Origin of the sequence: Streptomyces sp. NEAU-YJ-81, assembly GCF_017592595.1 — a bacterium.
Classification (GTDB): Bacteria; Actinomycetota; Actinomycetes; order Streptomycetales; family Streptomycetaceae; genus Streptomyces; species Streptomyces hygroscopicus_B.
On the sequence record NZ_JAGFNO010000018.1, the window covers coordinates 190,404 to 210,447 of the forward strand.

General features: G+C 70.2%; 19 protein-coding genes and 1 tRNA gene. 9 read left to right on the forward strand and 11 right to left on the reverse strand.

Going from position 1 to position 20,044, the window contains the following annotated elements; genetic code table 11:
- Window position 1: 1 nt before the first annotated feature.
- From J5X86_RS31755 to J5X86_RS31780, 6 genes are all read right to left on the reverse strand, one after another.
- Entirely contained in the window at window positions 2–1,129 is a 1,128-nt protein-coding gene (locus J5X86_RS31755) for an LLM class flavin-dependent oxidoreductase (RefSeq protein ID WP_203348452.1), read from the reverse strand.
- A gap of 223 nt (window positions 1,130–1,352) precedes the next feature.
- Window positions 1,353–3,227: a phospholipase C gene (locus J5X86_RS31760; RefSeq protein ID WP_208520137.1), complete on the reverse strand. Its 1,875-nt coding sequence runs from the start codon at window positions 3,225–3,227 to the stop codon at window positions 1,353–1,355.
- A 156-nt stretch (window positions 3,228–3,383) separates the two neighbouring features.
- The gene (efeB, locus tag J5X86_RS31765) at window positions 3,384–4,604 is read right to left on the reverse strand and encodes an iron uptake transporter deferrochelatase/peroxidase subunit (RefSeq protein WP_208520138.1); all 1,221 of its coding nucleotides are present in this window, start codon (window positions 4,602–4,604) and stop codon (window positions 3,384–3,386) included.
- Entirely contained in the window at window positions 4,601–5,848 is a 1,248-nt protein-coding gene (locus J5X86_RS31770; protein WP_208520139.1) for an EfeM/EfeO family lipoprotein, read from the reverse strand. The genes efeB and J5X86_RS31770 overlap by 4 nt, the downstream gene beginning before the upstream one ends.
- A 139-nt stretch (window positions 5,849–5,987) precedes the next feature.
- Window positions 5,988–6,743, reverse strand: coding sequence for an aspartate/glutamate racemase family protein (locus tag J5X86_RS31775; RefSeq protein WP_208520140.1), 756 nt, complete (start codon window positions 6,741–6,743; stop codon window positions 5,988–5,990).
- Between the two features lie 204 nt (window positions 6,744–6,947).
- Window positions 6,948–7,934 carry a decarboxylase gene (locus tag J5X86_RS31780; RefSeq protein WP_208520161.1) on the reverse strand — a complete coding sequence of 329 codons (987 nt, stop codon included), beginning with the start codon at window positions 7,932–7,934 and terminating at the stop codon, window positions 6,948–6,950.
- A gap of 208 nt (window positions 7,935–8,142) precedes the next feature.
- Here J5X86_RS31780 and J5X86_RS31785 point away from each other — a divergent pair, with 208 nt between their 5' ends.
- Together J5X86_RS31785 and J5X86_RS31790 are read left to right on the forward strand one after the other, a co-directional pair.
- The gene (locus J5X86_RS31785; protein ID WP_208520141.1) at window positions 8,143–9,090 is read left to right on the forward strand and encodes a D-2-hydroxyacid dehydrogenase; all 948 of its coding nucleotides are present in this window, start codon (window positions 8,143–8,145) and stop codon (window positions 9,088–9,090) included.
- A 24-nt stretch (window positions 9,091–9,114) separates the two neighbouring features.
- Window positions 9,115–10,530 carry an amidase gene (locus tag J5X86_RS31790; RefSeq protein ID WP_208520142.1) on the forward strand — a complete coding sequence of 472 codons (1,416 nt, stop codon included), beginning with the start codon at window positions 9,115–9,117 and terminating at the stop codon, window positions 10,528–10,530.
- Window positions 10,531–10,696: 166 nt separating this feature from the next.
- On the opposite strand, the gene J5X86_RS31795 is transcribed toward J5X86_RS31790, so the two are convergent.
- Window positions 10,697–11,206, reverse strand: coding sequence for a DUF3830 family protein (locus J5X86_RS31795; RefSeq protein WP_208520143.1), 510 nt, complete (start codon window positions 11,204–11,206; stop codon window positions 10,697–10,699).
- Between the two features lie 121 nt (window positions 11,207–11,327).
- On the opposite strand from J5X86_RS31795, the gene ehuB reads away from it, so the two are divergent.
- The 6 genes from ehuB to J5X86_RS31825 all read left to right on the forward strand — a co-directional run bounded on the left by ehuB (window position 11,328) and on the right by J5X86_RS31825 (window position 15,609).
- Window positions 11,328–12,251: an ectoine/hydroxyectoine ABC transporter substrate-binding protein EhuB gene (ehuB, locus tag J5X86_RS31800; RefSeq protein WP_208520144.1), complete on the forward strand. Its 924-nt coding sequence runs from the start codon at window positions 11,328–11,330 to the stop codon at window positions 12,249–12,251.
- Window positions 12,248–12,997: an ectoine/hydroxyectoine ABC transporter permease subunit EhuC gene (gene ehuC, locus J5X86_RS31805; RefSeq protein ID WP_208520145.1), complete on the forward strand. Its 750-nt coding sequence runs from the start codon at window positions 12,248–12,250 to the stop codon at window positions 12,995–12,997. The genes ehuB and ehuC overlap by 4 nt, the downstream gene beginning before the upstream one ends.
- Window positions 12,994–13,644 (forward strand): ectoine/hydroxyectoine ABC transporter permease subunit EhuD, encoded by a 651-nt coding sequence (gene ehuD, locus J5X86_RS31810; protein ID WP_208520146.1) that lies wholly within the window; start codon window positions 12,994–12,996, stop codon window positions 13,642–13,644. The genes ehuC and ehuD overlap by 4 nt, the downstream gene beginning before the upstream one ends.
- A 22-nt stretch (window positions 13,645–13,666) precedes the next feature.
- Window positions 13,667–14,437 (forward strand): ectoine/hydroxyectoine ABC transporter ATP-binding protein EhuA, encoded by a 771-nt coding sequence (gene ehuA / locus J5X86_RS31815; protein ID WP_059142026.1) that lies wholly within the window; start codon window positions 13,667–13,669, stop codon window positions 14,435–14,437.
- Window positions 14,438–14,649: 212 nt separating this feature from the next.
- Window positions 14,650–15,411 carry an IclR family transcriptional regulator C-terminal domain-containing protein gene (locus J5X86_RS31820; RefSeq protein WP_078641632.1) on the forward strand — a complete coding sequence of 254 codons (762 nt, stop codon included), beginning with the start codon at window positions 14,650–14,652 and terminating at the stop codon, window positions 15,409–15,411.
- 124 nt (window positions 15,412–15,535) lie between these two features.
- A tRNA-Lys gene (locus J5X86_RS31825) sits at window positions 15,536–15,609 on the forward strand.
- Between the two features lie 46 nt (window positions 15,610–15,655).
- Here J5X86_RS31825 and J5X86_RS31830 read toward each other — a convergent pair.
- The 3 genes from J5X86_RS31830 to J5X86_RS31840 are packed head-to-tail and all read right to left on the reverse strand — an operon-like array spanning window position 15,656 to window position 17,604.
- Window positions 15,656–15,874 (reverse strand): DUF2277 domain-containing protein, encoded by a 219-nt coding sequence (locus J5X86_RS31830; protein ID WP_208520147.1) that lies wholly within the window; start codon window positions 15,872–15,874, stop codon window positions 15,656–15,658.
- A gap of 33 nt (window positions 15,875–15,907) precedes the next feature.
- Window positions 15,908–16,762: an alpha/beta fold hydrolase gene (locus tag J5X86_RS31835; RefSeq protein ID WP_078641634.1), complete on the reverse strand. Its 855-nt coding sequence runs from the start codon at window positions 16,760–16,762 to the stop codon at window positions 15,908–15,910.
- A 23-nt stretch (window positions 16,763–16,785) separates the two neighbouring features.
- On the reverse strand, window positions 16,786–17,604 hold the full coding sequence (locus J5X86_RS31840; protein WP_208520148.1) for a 4'-phosphopantetheinyl transferase superfamily protein: 819 nt from the start codon (window positions 17,602–17,604) through the stop codon (window positions 16,786–16,788).
- A 276-nt stretch (window positions 17,605–17,880) separates the two neighbouring features.
- On the opposite strand from J5X86_RS31840, the gene J5X86_RS31845 reads away from it, so the two are divergent.
- Entirely contained in the window at window positions 17,881–18,792 is a 912-nt protein-coding gene (locus tag J5X86_RS31845; RefSeq protein ID WP_161561211.1) for an alpha/beta hydrolase, read from the forward strand.
- Window positions 18,793–18,869: 77 nt separating this feature from the next.
- Here the strand turns inward: J5X86_RS31845 and J5X86_RS31850 are convergent.
- A partial coding sequence (locus J5X86_RS31850) for a biotin/lipoyl-containing protein (protein WP_208520149.1) occupies window positions 18,870–20,044 on the reverse strand: 1,175 nt, incomplete at its 5' end.

Consider the following 20,044-nt stretch of genomic DNA (forward strand, 5'->3'; position numbering starts at 1 on the left):
GCTACGCCTCCGTCTGCGCCGTCGGGAGATCGTAGGCATCGGCGATCAGCTCGTACGAGCGCAGACGGGCGTCACGGCCGTGCGCATTGGCCGTGATCTTGATTTCGTCCACTCCGGTGCGCTTGATCAGCCCGTCGAGCCCCTCGCGGACCTGGTCCGGGGTGCCGTACTCGACGTTGGCGAGCCAGCTGTTGATGAAGTCGCGCTCGATCTCGTTGAACTCGTACGCCTCGGCCTCCTCGGGCGTCGGCACCAGGCCGGGGCGGCCGGTGCGCAGCCGGACCATGGCCAGGGCACCGGTGAGCACCTGCCGGTGGGCCTCCTTCTCGTCCTCGGCGGCGAAGGCCGAGACGCCGATCGAGGCGTACGGCCGGTCCAGCGCGGCGGACGGCCGGAAGGTCTCGCGGTAGAGGTCGAGCGCGGGGACCGTGTTGGCCGCGGAGAAGTGGTGGGCGAAGGAGAACGGCAGACCGAGCATCCCGGCGAGCCGGGCGCTGAATCCACTGGAGCCCAGCAGCCAGATCGAGGGCCGGTCGGCGGACTGGACCCCGCCGGGCACGGTGCCCTGCACCGGCCCCGGCACCGCGTGGATACGGGCGTAGCGGTGGCCGTCGGGGAAGTCGTCGTCGAGGAAGCGGGTCAGCTCGGCGAGCTGCTGAGGGAAGTCGTCGGCGCCCTCGCGCAGCCGGTCGGTGCGGCGCAGGGCGGCGGCCGTGGCCCCGTCGGTGCCGGGCGCGCGGCCGAGGCCGAGGTCCACCCGGCCGGGGGCGAGCGCCTCCAGGGTGCCGAACTGCTCGGCGATGACCAGCGGGGCGTGGTTGGGGAGCATCACCCCGCCGGAGCCCAGCCGGATCCGCTCGGTGTACGCGGCGAGATGGGCGAGGATCACCGCCGGGGAGGTGCTGGCGACCCCGGGCATGGAGTGGTGCTCGGCGACCCAGAAGCGGTGGAAGCCCCGGCGCTCGGTGAGCCGGGCAAGCTCGGTGGTGGTCCGCAGCGCCTCGGCGGCCGTCACCCCGCTGCCGACGGTCGCGAGGTCCAGCACCGACAGGGGCACCGGTGCGCTGCCGAGGGGCCGGGCCCGGATGGTGTCGTGCTGGTCGTCTCGCCGGTCCTGCTCATCGGCCACGGTGGCCCGCCTCCCTGATCGCACTGCGGTGCGCGTACGCCTGTCCGGGTACGCCTCTACGTCTACCGCCTGTATTCAACCGGAGAAAGGCTCCGCTTTATTCCCAGCCGCTGCTCCCCCGCCGCTGTCTCCCCGCCCCCGCATACGGCCGGGTCCGCCGCCACCTGGGGAGGAGGTGTGGCGGCGGACCCGACGGCGGTGTGCCGTGCTCGCGCGGACGGGCCTAGCCCGCGGTCCGCACAGTGCGGCGGCGGTGGATGGCCAGCGCCGTACCGGCACCGCCGAGCACCAGCACACCCGCCGTGAGGCCGATGGGCAGGGCGACGGAGGTGCCCCGGTCATCGGCGAGACGCCGGGTGGTCAGGGCGTTGGCTGCCGCCGCGTTCACGATCGGGGCGTGGGCGGCCAGTGCGGAGGTCGTGTAGTGACCGGCCTGGTGGACCGACGCGACCGAGCCGTCGGACTTCAGCAGCACCTGGGTGTTGTTGGGGTGGCGGAAGTCGAACAGCCCGGAGAGGGAGTTCGCCCGGCTGTCGAAGGAGGCGTCACCGATCCGGCCGGTGTGCCAGTTGTCCTCGATGAAGCGGGTGATCGAGGTCTGCTCGGTCTGGGTGTGGTCGACCTTGTTGGCCTTGCTGAAGGGGGAGATCACCAGCAGCGGCTGCCGGGGGCCGGGGCCGCAGCGGTCCTGGTAGCCGGCCGCGGGCTTGGGGCCGGACTGGCAGGCGGGGCTGTCGGTGGCCTTGCCGTTGGAACCGGCGGTCTTGTCCTTCGACCCGTTGAGCGGCTTGGCGTAGGCGTGGTCGTACCAGCCGTCGCTGTCGTCGTACGCGACGACGATCGCCGTGTCCTTCCACTGCGGCGACTTCTGGATCGCGTTGATCTGCTTGACCAGGAAGTGCTGCTCGTCGACCGGGTCGGAGTAGCCGGCGTGGCCGTCCTGGTACTCGGCGGCCTTCAGGAAGCTGACGGACGGCAGATGGCCCGTCTTGAGCGCCGCGTCGAAGTCGGTGAGGTCGTAGTTGTGGTTGGCCTGACCGCTCCGGCCGATCTCCCGCACATTCTTCGGCGGGAGGTGATGCGGGTTGGCCGTGGACTTGTAGTACTGGAACGGCGCGTGGTGCGGGCTGTAGTCCACCGACTCGGCGCCGCCGACGTTCTTATGGGTGGTGCCGGAGCACTTGGCGTAGTGGTCCTGCTCGCCGTCCCAGGCGGTGCTGGGCCGGAAGCCGCCCTGGAACCAGCCCCAGGTCACGCCCTTGGCGTTGAGCAGATCGCCGACGTTCCGGCCCTTCATCCGGGCCAGGGCGTTGCTACTGGTGTGGTCCTTGTTGGAGCAGTCGTCGAAGGCCGGATCCGGATCGTTGATCATCGTGCCGACACCCTTGGCATCCGGCGAGGCCACCGTGTACGCGTCCGGCTTGTCGGTCTGCTGGGGGTTCTCGGTGGAGGACTTGGGGTCGGTGGAGATCACGCCGTGGGTCTGGCCCGAGATCAGCTCCAGCGCTCCGGGGGTGGAGGGGCCGTAGGCCGAGCTGAAGGAACGGTCGCTCATCGCATAGTGCTGGGCGTAGTTCCACAGGCCGGTGACGGTGTTGCCGTCGTAGTAGTCCATCACCAGACCGGGCTCGCCGAACAGCCCGGTGCACTTGCTGACCTCGGTGTTCTCCACGAACTTATCGGCCTTGCCGCCATTGGCCGCGTACTGCTCGGGACCGTAGGAGTGGTTCTGGTCGCAGGTCATGGCCTGGTCGCTGGCCAGCCGCTTGGGCTTGTAGAGATTGGGGTTCTTCTTCAGCAGCCCGGCGTGCGCCAGGGTGTCGATGTTCTTGGGCGTGTGCTTGGACGGCGTGAACTTCGTGCCGTCCGTGTTCGCCGCCTTCGGGTACGTGCCGAAGTAGTGGTCGAACGAGATGTTCTCGTCGAAGATCACCACCACATGCTTCACCGGGGTCGCGGTGTCGCCGCCCTTGGCGGGCGCGGCCCATGCGGGGGCCACCCCGCCCACGGTCGCCAGGGCCGCGGCGCCGGCCAGGGCACCCCAGCGCGCTACCCGGCCACGCCGTCGGCCGCCTTCGGATCCTGCCGTGCCGCCCATGCCATGCCTCCACACGATTCGCGATTCACGCCTGCGCCTGATCCTGTGCCGCGGGCAGGACTCTCCGATGGAATCCATGGAGGCGGCCGAGTGAATAGAGGGTCAGAAGAATCCAAGGAACTCTTGAGGTGTTCTTGACCAGAAGGTGGGGCGGTGTCAGGACAGAAGGGTCCGTCCCAGCCAGTCGGAGCGGTCCTTCACACCGGGAAGCGCGAAGAAATAGCCGCCGCCGAAGGGGGTGATGTAGTCCACCAGCGGCTCCCCCGCCAGACGCTTCTGCACGGTTTCGAACTGACGCACGAGATCCTGCTGATAGCAGCAGAACAGCAGCCCCATGTCCAAGTTGCCGTTGGCGTCCATGCCCCGGTCGTAGCTGTAGGCACGGCGGAGTATGCGCTGATCCTCGGTCCGGGCGGTGCGCGGATTGGCCATCCGTATATGGCTGTCCAGCGGAATGATGTCGCCCTTGGGGTCCTGTGCGTAGCGCGGGGTGTCGAACTCGTGCTGACCGTCCAGCGGGGCGCCCGAGTCCCGGTTGCGGCCGAACATGCGCTCCTGCTCGCTGATCGAGACCCGGTCCCAGAACTCCACCAGCATCCGGATCAGCCGGATCACCTGATAGCTGCCGCCGGTCGTCCAGGCCGGCTCCGCGGAGTGGGCGCCCACCCACACCAGACGGTCCATCGCACGGGCGTCATCGGTGTCCGGGTTGGCGGTGCCGTCCTTGAACCCCATGTGGTTGCGCGGGGTGCCGGACGGGCGCGGCGGGCTGACGAAGCCGTCGACGCGCCAGCGGATCTGCAGCGCGCCCCGGGTGTGCCGGGCGATATCGCGCAGTGCGTGCAGCACCGTGTCCGTGCTGTCGGCGCAGAGCTGAAGGCTCAGATCGCCATGGCACCAGTCGGGGTCGAGATCGTCGTCGGGGAAGGACCGCATCGCGGTCAGCCGCCGGGGCTTGCGGTCCCGCAGTCCGTACCGCTCGTCGAAGAGCGAGGCGCCCACGCCGACCGTCGCGGTCAGCCGGTCGGCGGCCACCTGGGAGCCCAGGGTGCCGGAGTCGGCGGGCGGCGCGGTGATCCCGACCGGGTCGGGGGTGCCTCCGGTGGTGAGAAAACGGCACCGCTCGGTGAGCGCACGGAAGGCGTCGGCCAGCTCCTCGCGCCCCTCGGCCATGGCGTCGAAGGCGATGAGCGCGGTGGCCCGCTGGGGCGGGGTGAGGATGCCGGCCTGATGGGCGCCGTGGAAGGGGACGCGGGTGGGCTTCTTCTCCCGCTCCCCCTCCTTCGCGGCCGCCGTGCCCCCGGCCGCGCCCGCCACCGCGCCGACCGTGCCCGCGGCCGCGCCCAGCAGAAAGCCCCTGCGCAGCACCTCGCTCACCGGGTCCTCCGCACATCCATCAGCGCCGCCACCTGCGCCAGCCGCTCCACCAGCGCGCCCGCGTCCGCGTTGAGCCGCTGGCGGTCGGTGCGGCTCAGCCGGTCCAGTGGGGTCCAGCGGTCCCCGTGGTGCGAGCGCTCCAGGGTCCGCTCGGTGCGGTCCAGGTCGCTCTTCAGCTCGGGCAGCCACGGGGCACGGGGCTTCAGCAGCGGCTCCAGCCGGGTCAGCACGGCCCGGGTGCCGTCGAGGTTGGCCCGCGCGGTGGCCACATTGGTGCCGCTGCCGTAGTCGGTGCGGCCGGTCAGCTCGAACTGCACGGTGTTCTCCATGATTTCGTGCGCCCGCAGGCCCAGGTCGGCCGGGTCCATCCGCTCCTGCGGCCAGTCGTCCCGCAGCCCTCGGACGTCCTCGACGAGCCGGTCGGCCATTGGGCGCAGGGAGCTCGCGGACTGGCCGTGCCACAGGCCGTACTCGAGGCGGTGGAATCCGGTGAAGTCCGGGTCATGGACCCCGCCGGACAGCCCCGCCGTGGTGCCGTTGATGGCCCCGTCGGCGTCGCCGAAGGCACCATAGGCGGCGCCCATCCGCTCGTACACCAGATGGGCGGGCAGCCAGGCCGCACGGGCCGTGGCCAGATCACCGCAGCGGATGGCCGCGCGCAGCGCGTCCGTGCGCCGCACCAGCTCGTCCATCCGGCCCGTCACCCACTTCTGGTAGGCGATGGTGGGCGGGATCAGATCCTGCTGGCCGACCGGAACCGCGGCCGGTCCACCGCCCCGCGCCGGTCCGGGGACGGTGACGGTGGGGCCGGTGACCGCGTCCACGTCCTCGGGCAGGCAGACGAAGGCGTAGGAGCCGCCGCCGAGCGTGACGCTCAGCGGTCTGCTGGTGCCGGGGCCCAGGCCCTCCACCTCTCCGTAGACGGCGCCGTTCGCCGGATCGGTGAGATAGACCTCGGCCGGTCTGCTGGAGGTGTTCCGCAGATCGAAGACCTGCTTGCCACGGGTGGCATCGGTCCAGCCACGGCCGCAGTCGCCCTCGGACACCTCGACGGAGGTGTGCCGAAGCCCGTCCGATGCCTTCGCGGGCGCGCCTCCGCTCGCGGAGGGGTTCGCACGAGGGCCGTCCGAGGAGTCTCCGCCGACCGCCAGCACGCCGATTCCGACGGCCGCGGCCACCGTCACCGCACCGGCGACCAGCAGATGACGTGCCGGCGGGACCGGGGAGAGATGTTGGCGACGCACGGCTGCATGCTAGGCGCAGTCCGATAAGCGGAATGCCATGATGGCGAAAGAGCGACATGGAATTCCGCCGGGATTCAGCTCCCCGTCACCGGCCCCTCGGCCACCGTGCCGCGCCCCTCCGCGGCCGGACCACCCGCCGCTATCCGCCGCTCCGGGCGAAGAGCGCGCCCAGCCGGTCATGGACCGGATCGCGGCCCAGCAGCCGCAGCCCCTCCCAGACCGTGACCTGGTTGGCCGTGAGCACCGGCTTGCCCAGCTCCGCCTCCAGATCCGGAATCCAGGCGGCGGTGTGCAGGGCGGTGTCCGGAAGGAGCACCGCCTGGGCCTCGGGGTGGTCCCCGGTGCGGGCCAGCTCCAGCACCTCTTCCCGGCCCCAGGTGCCGACCTCCGCGGCCGTGATGATCCCGCTGCCACGCATCGCGACCACCTCGGCGCCCGCCGCCTTCAAAAATGCCCTGAAGTGGTCGGCGACATCCTCCGGATAGGTGGCGGCGATGGCCACCCGCTCGGCGCCGAGCGCCTGCACCGCGTGGGCGAAGGCGAAGGAGGTGCTGGAGGCGGGCAATCCGGCCGTCTCGCTCAGCTCGCGCACCTGCTCATGGGCGCCCTCCCAGCCGAAGACGAAGCTGGCGCTGGTGCAGGCCCAGACCACGGCCCGGGCACCGCGCTCGGCGAGCTCGGCGACCCCGGCCGCGAGGCGGGCCGCGGAACCCATCTCCAGCAGGGCGTCCACCCGATGGGCGTCCTCACCGATGTCGGTATGGACCAGGGGAAGCCGGATATCGCCGCTGTCGCCGCCGAGCATGCCTTCCAGGCGGGGGTATTCGTCCTCGGCGGAGTATCCGGGGTAGAGAAAGCCGACCGTGTCCGGGGCCGGGCGCGTCGAGTCCACCATGACTGCCTCCTTACTGGCGGCCCCCGTGAGCGCCGCCCCCTGCTGCACTGCTGTCACTTCTCCTACACCGCGGAGGCCCGGCGGGTTCCCACCCGCCGGACAACTCCCCTCGCGCAGGTGACGGGGCTGCCCTCCACACCGGCGGCGGACCTGCCCGTCACACCGGCGACGGGCCCGCTCCTCAGTCCGGTGACGGGCCGCCCCTCACACCGCCGACGGGCCGCCCGAATCGTCGAGGTAGGGGCCCTCGCCGAGACCGGTTCCAAAGCCCGGGTCGAGCCCGTCGGCCGGATCGCCGTCCAGCCCGGGCGACGCCGCCCCGGCCAGCGCCGCCTCCGGCTCGTCCACCACGGCCTCGACCGACTCCACGGCCTCGATCACCGATTCGACGACGGGGTCCGTCACCGGGAGCGGGCGGCTCATCGGCGACACCGACATCCCCGCCGGACCGGACCGGGCGACCGGGTCCATCAGCGCCTGGTACGGCCCGACGGCCGGTGCGCCGATCGCCCGCAGCGCCGCCCACATCGTGACCTGGTTCGCGGACAGGACGGGCATCCGCAGCTCCGCCTCGAGCTGCGGAATCACGTCGTAGGTCGGCAGATTGGTGCAGCTGATGAAGAGCGCGTCGGTCGCCCCGACCACCGCCTGCCGGGCCATGTCGACCACGTCGCGGTACGGCACCTTCCAGATGTGCCGGGTCAGGCCGAGATACGCCCGTCCGGTGACGGTCATCCCGCCCTCGGCGAGATACTCCTCGAGCGAATCGGTGACCGACCGGGTGTACGGCGTCACCACCGCGATCCGCCGGGCGCCGATCTCCCGCAGCGCCTCCAGCAGCGCGCCCGAGGTGGTCAGCGACGGGATCTCACCCGCCTGGGACATGGCCGCGCACATCGCGCGCTCACCGGCCACACCGCCGACGAAGCTGCCCGAGGTGCAGGCGTACGCCACCACTTCCGGTGCGACGGCCGCCAGTGCCTGCACCGCGTCGTGCAAGGTCTCGTGTTCGCTCACGAGCCGGGCCAGGTCGAGGCTGACCTCGACGGGTACGAACGGGGTACGGGTGAGGTGCAGGGAGACCTCGTCGGGTACCCAGCGCCATAGTTCACGATCGAGTGCGAAGTCGAACGGTGCCACCACACCCACACCGCGCTGCGGCTGTGGGCCACCCAGAAAAGAGACGTCCAAAGCGAGCCCCAATACGGAACGGAGGGACTGGACCATTGGCCAGAGGTTGCGATGGAGAGAGACCGGCCTACTGCCGGGGACGCCGGGACAGATACCGTTGTTGACGACGGTAGTTTCCGCTGCCTAGCGTGGTCAATCCTCAAACTGAGGCGCCTGCCCCCTCCTTCTTCAGGCAAACCCATCCACGTTTCGAAACGGTTTCCCGCCTATGTCCGAAAGCACAGTTGTCGTCTTCGGCGACCAGCCGCCGGTCCACCTGGACCGGGTGGCCGATCGGGCGAAGGTGCTCGTCTGCGACGAGCATTCACTCCCCCAGGCGCTCCCTGCCGCGGATGTGCTCCTGGTCTGGGATTTCACCTCCGACGCGGTCCGCGACGCCTGGCCGGGCGAGGGCCCCCGTCCGGCCTGGGTCCATACCGCGAGCGCGGGGGTCGACCGGCTGCTCTGCCCCGAACTCGTCACATCCGACACGGTGTTGACCAATGCCCGAGGGGTCTTCGAGCAGCCGATCGCCGAGTATGTGGCCGGCCTGGTGATCTCCATGGCCAAGGACTTCCACGGAACCTGGGAGCTGCAGCGGCAGCGCCGCTGGCAGCACCGGGAGACGATGCGGCTGGCCGGTACGCGCGCCGTGGTCGTGGGCGCGGGCCCCATCGGCCGGGCGATCGACTCCACTCTGGCCTCGCTCGGCGTGGTGGTCGACCTGGTCGGCCGCACCGCGCGGCAGGGCGTGCGCGGCGGCGACGAGCTGCCCGAGCTGCTTCCCTCGGCCGACTGGGTGGTGTGCGCGGCGCCGCTCACCGACGCCACCCGCGGCATGTTCGACCGGACGATCTTCGACCGGATGAAGTCCACCGCCCGGTTCATCAACGTCGGCCGCGGCCCCCTGGTCGTCGAGAAGGACCTTACGGCGGCCCTGGTGGCCCGCCGGATCGGCGGCGCGGCCCTGGATGTCTTCGAACACGAGCCGCTGGCCTCGAACGATCCCCTGTGGGACGTGCCGGGGCTGTTCATCTCGCCCCATATGAGCGGCGACACGGTCGGGTGGCGCGACCATCTGGCCGAGCAGTTCCAGGACAACTACGAGCGCTGGTGCGCGGGCGAGCCATTGCTCAACATCGTCGACAAACGCCTCGGATACGTACCGGTGGACTGATCGCCGCCCTGAACGGAGAGCCGGATGACGGACATTCACAACCTGACAGCCGTTCAACTCATCGAGCGCTATGCCTCCGGCGAGCTCTCCCCGGTCGAGGCGACCCGTGCCGTCCTCCACCGGATCGAGCAGATACAGCCGGAGGTGAACGCCTTCAGCCGGGTGGACGCCGAGGGCGCGCTGCGGCAGGCGGAGGAGTCCGCCGAACGGTGGCGGCGCGGGGCCCCCGCGGGCCTGGTGGACGGCGTCCCGGTGTCGGTGAAGGACATCCTGCTGCTGCGCGGCGCGCCCACGCTGCGCGGTTCGCGGACCGTACGGCCCGAGGGCCAGGCGTGGGACGAGGACGCGCCCTCGGTGGCGCGGCTGCGCGAGCACGGCGCGGTGTTCGTGGGGAAGACGACGACCCCGGAGTTCGGCTGGAAGGGCGTCACCGACAGCCCGGTCTACGGGGTCACCGGCAATCCGTACGACGCTCAGCGGACCGCGGGCGGCTCCAGTGGCGGCAGCGCGGCAGCGGTCGCGCTGGGCGCGGGTCCGCTGAGCCTGGGGACGGACGGCGGGGGTTCGGTCCGTATCCCGGCGTCCTTCTGCGGCATCTTCGCGTTGAAACCCACCTATGGGAGGGTTCCGCTCTATCCGGCGAGCGCGTTCGGCACGCTGGCCCATGTGGGGCCGATGACCCGGGACGCGGCGGACGCGGCGCTGCTGATGGATGTGATCTCCGGTCCGGACTGGCGCGACTGGTCCCAGCTCGCGCCCTCCGGGGGCGGCTTCCAGGAGGCGCTCGCCCCCGGCGGGGGCGGGGTGGACGGGCTGCGGGTGGCCTACAGCCCCTCGCTCGGCGGTGCGGCCGCCGTCGACCCGGAGGTGGCCGCGGCGGTGCGGCGGGCGGTGGATCTGCTGGCGGAGCTGGGCGCGGTGGTCGAGGAGATCGACCCGGGGTTCGAGGATCCGGTGGAGGCGTTCCACACGCTGTGGTTCAGCGGCGCGGCCCGGGTGGTGCAGCCGCTGGGGGCGGAGGACTGGGAGCTGCTGGATCCGGGGCTGCGCGAAATCTGTGCCCAGGGGGCGTCGTACAGCGCGCTGGACTATCTGACGGCCGTGGATGTGCGGATGGCCCTGGGCCATGCGATGGGGCGGTTCCACTCCGCGTACGACCTGCTGGTCACCCCGACGCTGCCGATCACCGCCTTCGAGGCGGGGGTCGAGGTGCCCAAGGGGTCGGAGCACACCCGGTGGACGGGCTGGACGCCGTTCACCTACCCGTTCAACCTGACCCAGCAGCCCGCGGCGTCGGTGCCGTGCGGCCTCAGCGGCGCGGGTCTGCCGATCGGAGTGCAGCTGGTGGGCGCGCGCCACGCGGACGCGCTGGTGCTGCGGGCGGCGCACGCGCTGTTCGAGGCGGGGCTGGCGGACGGGGTGCGCCCCGCGGCGGCCTGAGACGCGCGGCCGGGCCCGGGGCGAAGCCGCCCCGGGCCGGACGCGTGCGCTACGCCGGGCGGAAACCCATGGTCTCCGCCCAGCGAAAGTTGAAGCGCTCCGCCGTGCGGAGACCGACGGCCCCGCCGTGCGGAGACCGACGGCCCCGCCCAGCGGAAACCGAGAGCTACGCCCGGCGGAAGCTGAGGGTCTCCCCCAGCGCCCCCGCACGCCACAGGTCCTGGCAGGCGTCGGCCATCCGGTCGAGGCCGTCGACAACCGAGCCCCAGACGATCCCGGGCACCCAGCCCGCGTCGCCGTTGATCAGCAGGTTGTTCCGCTCGTAGAAGAGCGCCAGGTCGACGACCTGCCGCCGCCCCTGGTGCTTTGCGTCGGTCTCGTATCCGTACGACTTGGTCCCGAGCTGGGTGTCCGTGAAGGTGAAGTAACACAGGTCACCGGGGATCGGGGTGATCGTCGGGTTCTCCAGGGGCGGCTCCTCGGGTGCGAAGGGCGGCAGCAGCGCATAGATCTCATTGCGCGCGTACTTCGCGTGATATACGTCACCCCTCAGCGGCAGTGCGTTCCACACCGCCTCACAGGTGATCGGCGCACGCTCGTCGAGGAGCTTGGCCGTGCAGCTCACCCCGCGCTTCTCGAGCGAGACCTCGATGAACCGGTCGGCTCGGTCAACCATCGACTTTCCTCCAGGTCGCTTCGGAACCAGTCCTGCCGTAGGGGGCCTACCCAGGCATCGGCTGTATCAAGGGCCGGAAACAGCCTGCATATATTTGCCGGAGTCGGGTAGCCGCGCGCCCATGGCTCCACCACGTGAGAAAGACACCGATAGCAGAGAAATAGCGAAAATAGGACCGAGCCGCCGCTCCCTTCTCGCCGGCGGCGCGGCCCTGGGTCTGCTGGGCGCGGCCGGCTGCAGCCGGGTGTCCGGCTCCGGCGCCAAGGACGGGGGCAATCTGCTGGACCGACTACGGTCGCAAGGCACGGTCCGACTGGGAATAGCGGGGGAGATCCCATTCGGCTATATCGACAAGAACGGCGAGTTCACCGGCGAGGCGCCGGAGATCGCGAAGGTCATCTTCAAGCGGCTGGGAGTGGCCAGGGTCCAGCCGGTGCCGACCGAGTTCGGCTCGCTGATCCCGGGCCTTCGCTCGCAGCAGTTCGACGTGGTCTCGGCGGGGATGTACATCAACCCCGACCGCTGCGCCCAGGTGATCTTCTCCGACCCCGACTACCGCATGCGTGACGCGTTCATCGTGCGCAAGGGGAACCCCAAGAACATCCACAACTACGAGGACATCGTCAAGCAGAAGGCCAAAATGGCCACCGGCACCGCATATGCCGAGATCGGCTATGCGGAGGCCGTCGGGATCAAGCAGAGCGACATGCTGATCCTCCCCGACCAGCTCGCCGGGCTGCTGGCCGTGGAACAGGGCCGGGCCGATGTCTTCGCGGGCACGACCGTGACCGTCCACAACGTGGTGAAGCAGCGGAACAGCCAACGGGCCGAGGCCACCGAGCCGTTCCAGGCGTACGTCGACGGCAAACCGGACATCGGCGCCGGCGGCTTCGCCTTCCGGCCGGAGGAGACCAAGCTCCGGGACGCCTTCAATGTCGAGCTGCACAAGATGAAGAAGAGCGGCGAGCTGTTGCGCATCGTGCGGCCCTTTGGCTTCACCAAGGAAGAGATGACCGATCTGACCGCCAAGGAGCTGTGCTCATGACGGCCGGACTGTGGGAAAACTGGCTTCTTCCGGGCATCTGGATCACCATCCAGCTGACCCTGTTCAGCGCGGTCTTCGCGACCGCCGTGGCGTTCGGCATCGGGATCGCCCGCACCTCCCGGCTGTGGATCGTCCGCTTTCTGACCGGCTTCTATGTGGAGATCTTCCGCGGCACCTCGGCCCTGGTGCTGATGTTCTGGCTGTTCTTCGTGATGCCGCTGGCCTTCGGGTATCAGCTGGTGTCGATGTGGGCGGCGGTGCTGGCGCTGGGTCTCACCTACGGGGCGTACGGCTCGGAGATCGTGCGCGGCGCGATCGCCTCGGTGGCCCCGGCGCAGCGTGAGGCGGCCATCGCGCTCAGCTTCACCCCCGCACAGCGGATGCGCCGGGTGATCCTGCCGCAGGCGATCCCGGAGATGATCCCGCCCTTCAACAATCTGCTGATCGAGCTGTTGAAGGCGACCGCCCTGGTCTCCGCGGTGAGCGTCGCCGACATCACCTTCGCCGCCCAGCTCTCGCGGCTGGCGACCGGCGACAGCCTGGAGATCTACGCGATCATCCTGGTCCTCTACTTCGTGTTGGCCTTCGTCCTCACCCGGCTGATGCGGCTGCTGGAACGGCGCGCCAAGGCGGGCATCGGCCAGGCTCCGGTGAAGTCCGACAAGGGCCCGCTGATCACCCGGAAGCTGTCCGCGCGCCAGGAGTCCGAGCAGTCGTCCAACATCATCACGGGAGGTGCCCAGTGACCTGGAACTGGGATGTGGCCGAGGACTTCCTCCCGGAGCTGGGCCGCGGACTGCTGATCACCCTGGAGGCGACCGCGCTGGGCTCGGTCCTGGCGTTCGCGCTCGGCCTGGTGTGGGCGATGGCCTTCCGCTCGCCGACCCGCTTCGTCCGCTGGCCGGTGGCGGCGGTCGTGGAGTTCATTCGCAACACCCCGCTGCTGGTGCAGCTCTTCTTCTTCTACTACGTGCTGCCGACCTGGGACATCAAGTTCTCGGCGCTCACCACCGGGGTGATCGCGCTCGGTCTGCACTACTCGACGTACACCGCCGAGGTCTACCGGGCCGGTATCGACGGTGTGCCCAAGGGGCAGTGGGAGGCGGCGACCGCGCTCAGCCTCTCCCGCAGCCGTACCTGGGCCGCGGTGATCCTGCCGCAGGCCATCCGCCGGGTGGTGCCCGCCCTGGGCAACTACGTCATCGCGATGCTGAAGGACTCCCCGATGCTCGCGCTGATCGGCGTCGTCGACATGCTGCAGAAGGCGCGCGCGGAAGGCGCGTCGTCCTTCCAGTACATCGAGCCCTACACGATGGTCGGCATCGCCTTCATCGTCATCGCCTATCCGGCTTCCCTTCTGATGCGAGCCCTGGAGCGTCGTCTTGGCCACTGAAACCGACCACACGAATCCTGCCGTGGACGGCAGTGAACTGATCCGCTTCGACCAGGTGACCAAGCGCTTCGGCAGCAATACGGTCCTGGACAACCTCGACTTCTCGGTCTCCTCCGGCAAGCACGTCACCCTGATCGGCCCCTCGGGGTCGGGCAAGACCACGATCCTGCGGCTGTTGATGACGCTGATCAAGCCGGACGAGGGCACGATCAAGGTCGACGGCGACTACCTCACCCATGAGGACAGAGGCGGCTCGCTGGTCCCGGCGGGTGAGAAGCACACCCGTGAGGTGCGCAAGAAGATCGGAATGGTCTTCCAGCAGTTCAACCTCTTCCCCAATATGCGGGTGCTGCGGAACATCACCGAGGCCCCGGTGCATGTGCTCGGCCTGAGCAAGGACGAGGCCGAGACCCGCGCCCGGGAGCTGCTCGACCTGGTCGGGCTCGGCGACAAGTGCGACGCGTACCCGACGCAGCTGTCCGGCGGGCAGCAGCAGCGGGTGGCGATCGCCCGGGCGCTGGCGATGCGGCCGCAGGTGATGCTGCTGGACGAGGTGACCTCGGCGCTGGACCCGGAGCTGGTGGCCGGGGTGCTGGATGTGCTGCGCGACATCGCTCATACGACGGACATCACCATGCTGTGCGTCACGCATGAGATGAACTTCGCCCGGGACATCTCAGACGATGTGCTGATGTTCGACGCGGGCCGGGTCATCGAGTCCGGGCCGCCGGAGAAGATCTTCACCGAGCCGGAGCACGAGCGGACGAGGGAGTTCCTGAGCGCGGTTCTCTAGATCATCCGGCTCCTGCCAGGTAGATCACCCGGCCCCTGTCGGCACTGCCCCCGCGACTCATCCGCGGGGGCATGCCTATGTCATATGCCGTGGAGATACGCCCCTGCTGACCGGGGTGCGGCACCTCGGCAATATCCTCAACAGCCGATCCGGATAAGGCCCTTGGCGGTTATCGTGATACAAAGCCACGCCAACCTGCGAGGGGGGAAATCGTGGCGCTCAGGCCTGAGCCGACCGCACCGTTCCACTCGGTGCAGCACGCCCTCCGGATCCTGGAGGTCGTCGCCAAACACTCGTCCGGCGTCAGCGACATCATGATCGCCCGGGAGACCCGGCTGCCGGCCCACCAGCTCGCCGATCTGCTGCTGATGCTGCGCCGCGAAGGTTATGTGGAGCAGATCGCCGATGGCGCCTATGTCGGCGGTATCTCCCTGACCCTGCTGGGCTCCGCCGGCCCCGGCCACGGCCACGCCGTCCAGGACAAGCTCCAGCGCTCCCTCACCGCACTGCGCGACTCGGTGGGCGCGGCGGTCTATCTCAGCCGCTATGTGGACGGCGAAATCAAGATCACGCAGTATGCGGACGGACCGCGGACGCCCAAGGTCAACGAGTGGGTGGACTTCCGCTCCGCCGCCCATGCGATGGCGCTCGGCAAATGCCTGCTCACCCAGCTCGACCACGACAGCCGCCGCGATCATCTCTCCCGCCACAAGACGGTGCGGCTCACCTCCCGGACCACCACCAACGAAAGGGTGCTGTTCCGCAAGCTGGACAGCCAGCCCGCCACCGTCCCCGTCCTTGACCTCCAGGAATACGCGATCGGCACGGTCTGCGCGGCGGTTCCGGTCAGTGCCGGCCGCTCGGTGGGGTGTCTGGCCCTCTCCCTCCCCCTGGCCCACGCCCACCGGCTGCGCCAGGCCGCGGACGCCCTCAACCGTGAGGCGGCCCCGATGCTGCTCTCCCTCTCCATCTGAGCGCGGATCCCGGCCCCGGCCGCTCCCGGAGGGAGCCCCGGCCGCTCGGAGGGCTCCGCAATGCCCCGGAGAGCGTTGGTCAAAACCACCCTCCCGGACCAGGTAGTATTTACGTCGTCAGCAGGCGCCGCTAGCTCAGTTGGTTAGAGCAGCTGACTCTTAATCAGCGGGTCCGGGGTTCGAGTCCCTGGCGGCGCACAACTGATCAAGCGAATGGCCCGGGTGTTCAAGAACCCCGGGCCATTCAGCGTGCTGCCCCGCCTCGCACCTCGAGCGAGTCCAGCAGCTCGCCCGTGGCGGCGGCGATCGCCTCGACGGCCTTGTCGAATGCCTCCGCGTTATGCGCGGCCGGCTGGCGGAAGCCGGAGATCTTGCGGACGTACTGCAGCGCCGCGGCGCGCATATCGTCCTCGGTGACCGCTTCGGCGTACGGCGGGCGGAGTGTCTTGATGGATCTGCACATACTGACGACGGTACGCCGGGGGTCCGACAGTCCCTAGGCCGTGGCGGCGCCGCCGAGGACGAACGAGCGGATCAGGTCGGCCAGCGGCCCCGGCTGGTCCTCGGGGATCAGGGTGTAGCTGTCGGGGATCTCCACCAGGCTGCCGCGGGGAAGCAGACCGGCCAGGCGCAGGCCGTGCTCGGGGGGCATGACGCGGTCCTCGGATGCCCAGGCCACCAGGGCGGGGCGGTCGAAGGTGCGCAGTGCGTCGGCCCAGCGGAGCAGCTCGTCCACCGGTGGCACCCCGAGGACGTATTTCCGCAGGTCACGGCGGATCTCCGGGGAGGTCCACAGCGGCTGGAACCAGGCGTCCATCACCTTCCGGTCCACCGGACGCTTGGTCATCCATCCCCAGGTGATCGGAAGCCGCCGCAGGGGCTCCACCTTCAGCAGCTTGAAGGCGGCGTTGAGCCCGCCCGGCAGCTTCGCGGCCATCCGCAGATTCCGGCCGGGCAGCCCCGGCGGGAAGTTCTCGAACGCCTCGCAGGAGGTGATCACCAGTCGGCCGATGCGCTGGGTGCGGCCGTCGGCGATAAGCGCCTGCGCACCGCCCCAGTCGTTCATGGCCAGCGTGACGTCCGTAAGGTCGAGCCGTTCCAGGAACTCGGCGACCAGCCGGGCCACCCCGAGCACCGACAGATCCGCGTCGGGCCGCATCGCGCGGCGGTGTCCGCCCAGGGGGAGGGTGGGGACGACACAGCGGATGCCGGGGCTCAGCGCGGCGACCACATCGCGCCACAGGGAGCCGTTCATGGCGACGCCGTGCAGCAGGACCGCGACGGGCCCCTCGCCTCCCGTGTCCTCGTACTCGACGGTGCCTGCCGAGAGTTCCACCTCGAGATGCGGCATGGCGCCGACTGTACCGGGACCGATCAGCCCAGAGGCAGACCGGCCACGGTCACCACCGGCCGCGCCGGGCCGCCGGGCGCGGCCTCGTCCCGTACGGCGACCGCGGCGTGGTAGCCGGGCGGTGCCTCGATGTCGGCGAAGGCCCAGCCGCTGGGGCCGGAGGGCGCGTCGGCGGGGGCCAGCCCCTCGGCGAGACCGACATGGTGGGCGCTGATCCCGCCCGGCAGCCCGGTGCCGATGCCCTTGAGGTACGCCTCCTTACGGACCCAGCAGCCCAGGAACGCCTCCGCCCGCAGCTCCTCCGGAAGCGCGTCGATCGCCGCCCGCTCCTCCGGATGCAACTGCCCGATCAGCCCGGTCAGCCGGGTCCCGGTGCGCTCGGGGTCCCGCTCCTCGACATCGGCGCCGACGGGCACTCCGGCGACGGCGCACAGGGCGGCGTCCCCGGAGTGGGAGAGGGAGAAGTGCAGCGAGTCCTCGTCCGCGAGGGCCGGGCGGCCGTGCGGCTTGTCGCAGTCCGGCATTCCGCAGGTCTCCCGGACGATCTCGACCTCGCCCGGGGCGATGCCGAGATAGCCGCCGAGCAGCGTCCGCAGCCCCACATGCGAGGTCACATAGCGCTCGCGCAGCAGGTCGGTCCGCAGCCTCGCCGCGCGCTCGCGCTCCCGCTCGTCCAGCATGCCCTCCGCGACGGCGGCGGCAGCGGCGGCGGACGGCGGGATCCGCAGCAGCCATACGGCCACCTCACCGGGGCCGGGACGGTCTCCGGGGCCGGGCAGGGCGCCGACCGGGGCCCATCGCCGGGGCTCTCGTGCGGGCTGAACCGGGCTGGTGAAGGACACTGTTCCGCTTCCCCCGTGCTATCGGCCGATGATGCGCTCGCTGTGGACGTACTGACGGTACAGCGGCGCGCGCGGCGCGCCGTGGGCGCCCCGCCGTCCGAACGCACCGCCACGACCCGTTCCCGCCCCTCAACGCCCTTGCCTCGCGGCGGCGTTGCCGATCACGGACACCCGGTGACTTCGGCCACGTTCACCTCCCGGCCGACGCGGTCACCTGCCCGTCCGCACTACGATCGCGCACGTCCGGGCACGAGCGGTGATAGGGGTTTGACGACCATGGCGACGGGATTCCTGGCCAAGGCGGCCTCGGCGGTGACCCTCCCGGTGGCACCGTTGTACGGCGCCTTCCTCTCGTACATGATCTACCACCCGCCCCGCAGGCCACATCACAAGAAGCCCGCCGACCTGGGCCTGACCAGCACGGATGTCAACGTTCCGCTGAACGGTCAGCAGGGACGCGGACTGCATGTGTGGCTCATCCCCGGCGACACCGAGCGGGTCGTGGTCCTCGGACACGGCCTGGGGCTGAGCAAGTCCGCGAGCCTGGCGCAGGCGCGGCTGCTCAGCGAGGCCGGCTATACGGTCGCGATGTTCGACCACCGCAACCACGGTAAGAGCGTCGCGGACCGGGCGGGCTGGGGCATGAGCGACCGTCACACCGACGATGTGGTCGCCGTGGTGCGGCATATGCGCTCGATGGACGAGTACGCCACGGCTCGCATCGCGATCTACGGCTTCTCCATCTCGACCTTCCCCTCCTTCTACATGCTCAAGAGGGAGGACTGCCCGGTCGACGCGGTGATCTTCGACAGCGGTCCGGCGCTGGAGCTGGCCCCGCTGTTCCGCAACTTCGTCGCGGCCGGCGGCGTGCCCATCCCCGGCCCGCTGGGCACCGGCCCCTCCCGCGCGGTCGTGGAGACGGTCGCCTCGTCGGCCGCCGTGGCGATGCTGCGGGTGCAGTGGCCGCCGCCGCTCGGGGGCGCGTACGAGCGCACCCCGATGCTCTTTCTGACCGGTGAGCTCGACACCATGATCCCCGCGTCCGGGGTGCGGGCGCTGGCCGAGCGCTATCCGCTGGCCGAGGTGCACACCCTGCCGGACACCGAGCATCTGCAGGGGATCAAGACCCAGCCGGAGACCTACGCGGAGACCGTCCTGGGCTTCCTGGAGCGGACGCTCAAGGACTGAGCTCCAGAGCTGATCTCCGGCTGACCGTGACGGCGGGCCCCGCTCGGAGCCCGCCGTAAGGCTGCCATGGCGGCGGGTCAGTCCTTGAGTTCGCAGATCACGGCGCCCGCGCTGACCGAGGCGCCGACATTCGCGTTCAGGCTCTTGACGATGCCGCCGCGGTGGGCGTTGAGGGGCTGTTCCATCTTCATGGCCTCCAGGACGACGATGAGGTCGCCCTCGGCCACGGTGTCGCCCTCGTTGACGGCGACCTTGACGATGGTGCCCTGCATGGGGGAGGCCAGGGCGTCGCCGGAGGCGGCTGAGCCGGACTTCTTGACCGCCTTGCGCTTCGGCTTCTTGGTCCCCGCGGCCTCCCCGGGCGACACCGCCAGGCCGAGGACCGCCGGAAGCGAGATCTCCAGCCGCTTGCCGCCGACCTCGACCACGACCGTCTCACGGGCGGTGGGCTCGTCGGCCTCGTCCATCCCGGTCGGAGCGAACGGGGCGATCGTGTTGTTGAACTCGGTCTCGATCCAGCGGGTGTGGATCGTGAACGGTTCGCTGGTGAACGCCGGGTCCACCACTACCGCCTGGTGGAACGGGATCGCGGTGGCCATGCCCTCGACCTGGAACTCGGCCAGCGCGCGGGCCGCCCGCTGCAGGGCCTGGGTGCGGGTGGCGCCGGTGACGATCAGCTTGGCCAGCAGCGAGTCCCACGCCGGGCCGATGACGCTGCCGGACTCCACGCCCGCGTCCAGCCGGACACCGGGACCGGCGGGCGGGACGAAGGAGGTCACCGTGCCGGGGGCGGGCAGGAAGTTGCGGCCCGGGTCCTCGCCGTTGATCCGGAACTCGAACGAGTGCCCCCGCATCGGAGGATCGTCGTACCCCAGCTTCTCACCGTCCGCGATACGGAACATCTCCCGGACCAGGTCGATGCCGGTGACCTCCTCGGTGACCGGGTGCTCCACCTGCAGCCGGGTGTTGACCTCCAGGAACGAGATCGTGCCGTCCATACCGACCAGGAACTCCACCGTCCCCGCCCCCACATAGCCGGCTTCCTTGAGGATGGCCTTGGAGGCGGCGTAGAGCTGGTCGTTCTGGTCCTGGGTCAGGAAGGGGGCCGGGGCCTCTTCGACCAGCTTCTGGTGGCGGCGCTGGAGGGAGCAGTCACGGGTGGAGACGACCACGACGTTGCCGTGGGTGTCGGCCAGGCACTGGGTCTCCACATGGCGGGGCTTGTCGAGGTAGCGCTCGACGAAGCACTCCC

Excerpts from the sequence above, each read along its gene's own strand:
- J5X86_RS31760 (WP_208520137.1), bottom strand. The coding sequence starts at position 3,227 with ATGGGCGGCACGGCAGGATCCGAAGGCGGCCGACGGCGTGGCCGGGTA.
- J5X86_RS31775 (WP_208520140.1), bottom strand. The coding sequence starts at position 6,743 with ATGGTGGACTCGACGCGCCCGGCCCCGGACACGGTCGGCTTTCTCTAC.
- J5X86_RS31785 (WP_208520141.1), top strand. The coding sequence starts at position 8,143 with ATGTCCGAAAGCACAGTTGTCGTCTTCGGCGACCAGCCGCCGGTCCAC.
- J5X86_RS31790 (WP_208520142.1), top strand. The coding sequence starts at position 9,115 with ATGACGGACATTCACAACCTGACAGCCGTTCAACTCATCGAGCGCTAT.
- J5X86_RS31795 (WP_208520143.1), bottom strand. The coding sequence starts at position 11,206 with ATGGTTGACCGAGCCGACCGGTTCATCGAGGTCTCGCTCGAGAAGCGC.
- ehuB (WP_208520144.1), top strand. The coding sequence starts at position 11,328 with ATGGCTCCACCACGTGAGAAAGACACCGATAGCAGAGAAATAGCGAAA.
- ehuC (WP_208520145.1), top strand. The coding sequence starts at position 12,248 with ATGACGGCCGGACTGTGGGAAAACTGGCTTCTTCCGGGCATCTGGATC.
- J5X86_RS31830 (WP_208520147.1), bottom strand. The coding sequence starts at position 15,874 with ATGTGCAGATCCATCAAGACACTCCGCCCGCCGTACGCCGAAGCGGTC.
- J5X86_RS31835 (WP_078641634.1), bottom strand. The coding sequence starts at position 16,762 with ATGCCGCATCTCGAGGTGGAACTCTCGGCAGGCACCGTCGAGTACGAG.
- J5X86_RS31845 (WP_161561211.1), top strand. The coding sequence starts at position 17,881 with ATGGCGACGGGATTCCTGGCCAAGGCGGCCTCGGCGGTGACCCTCCCG.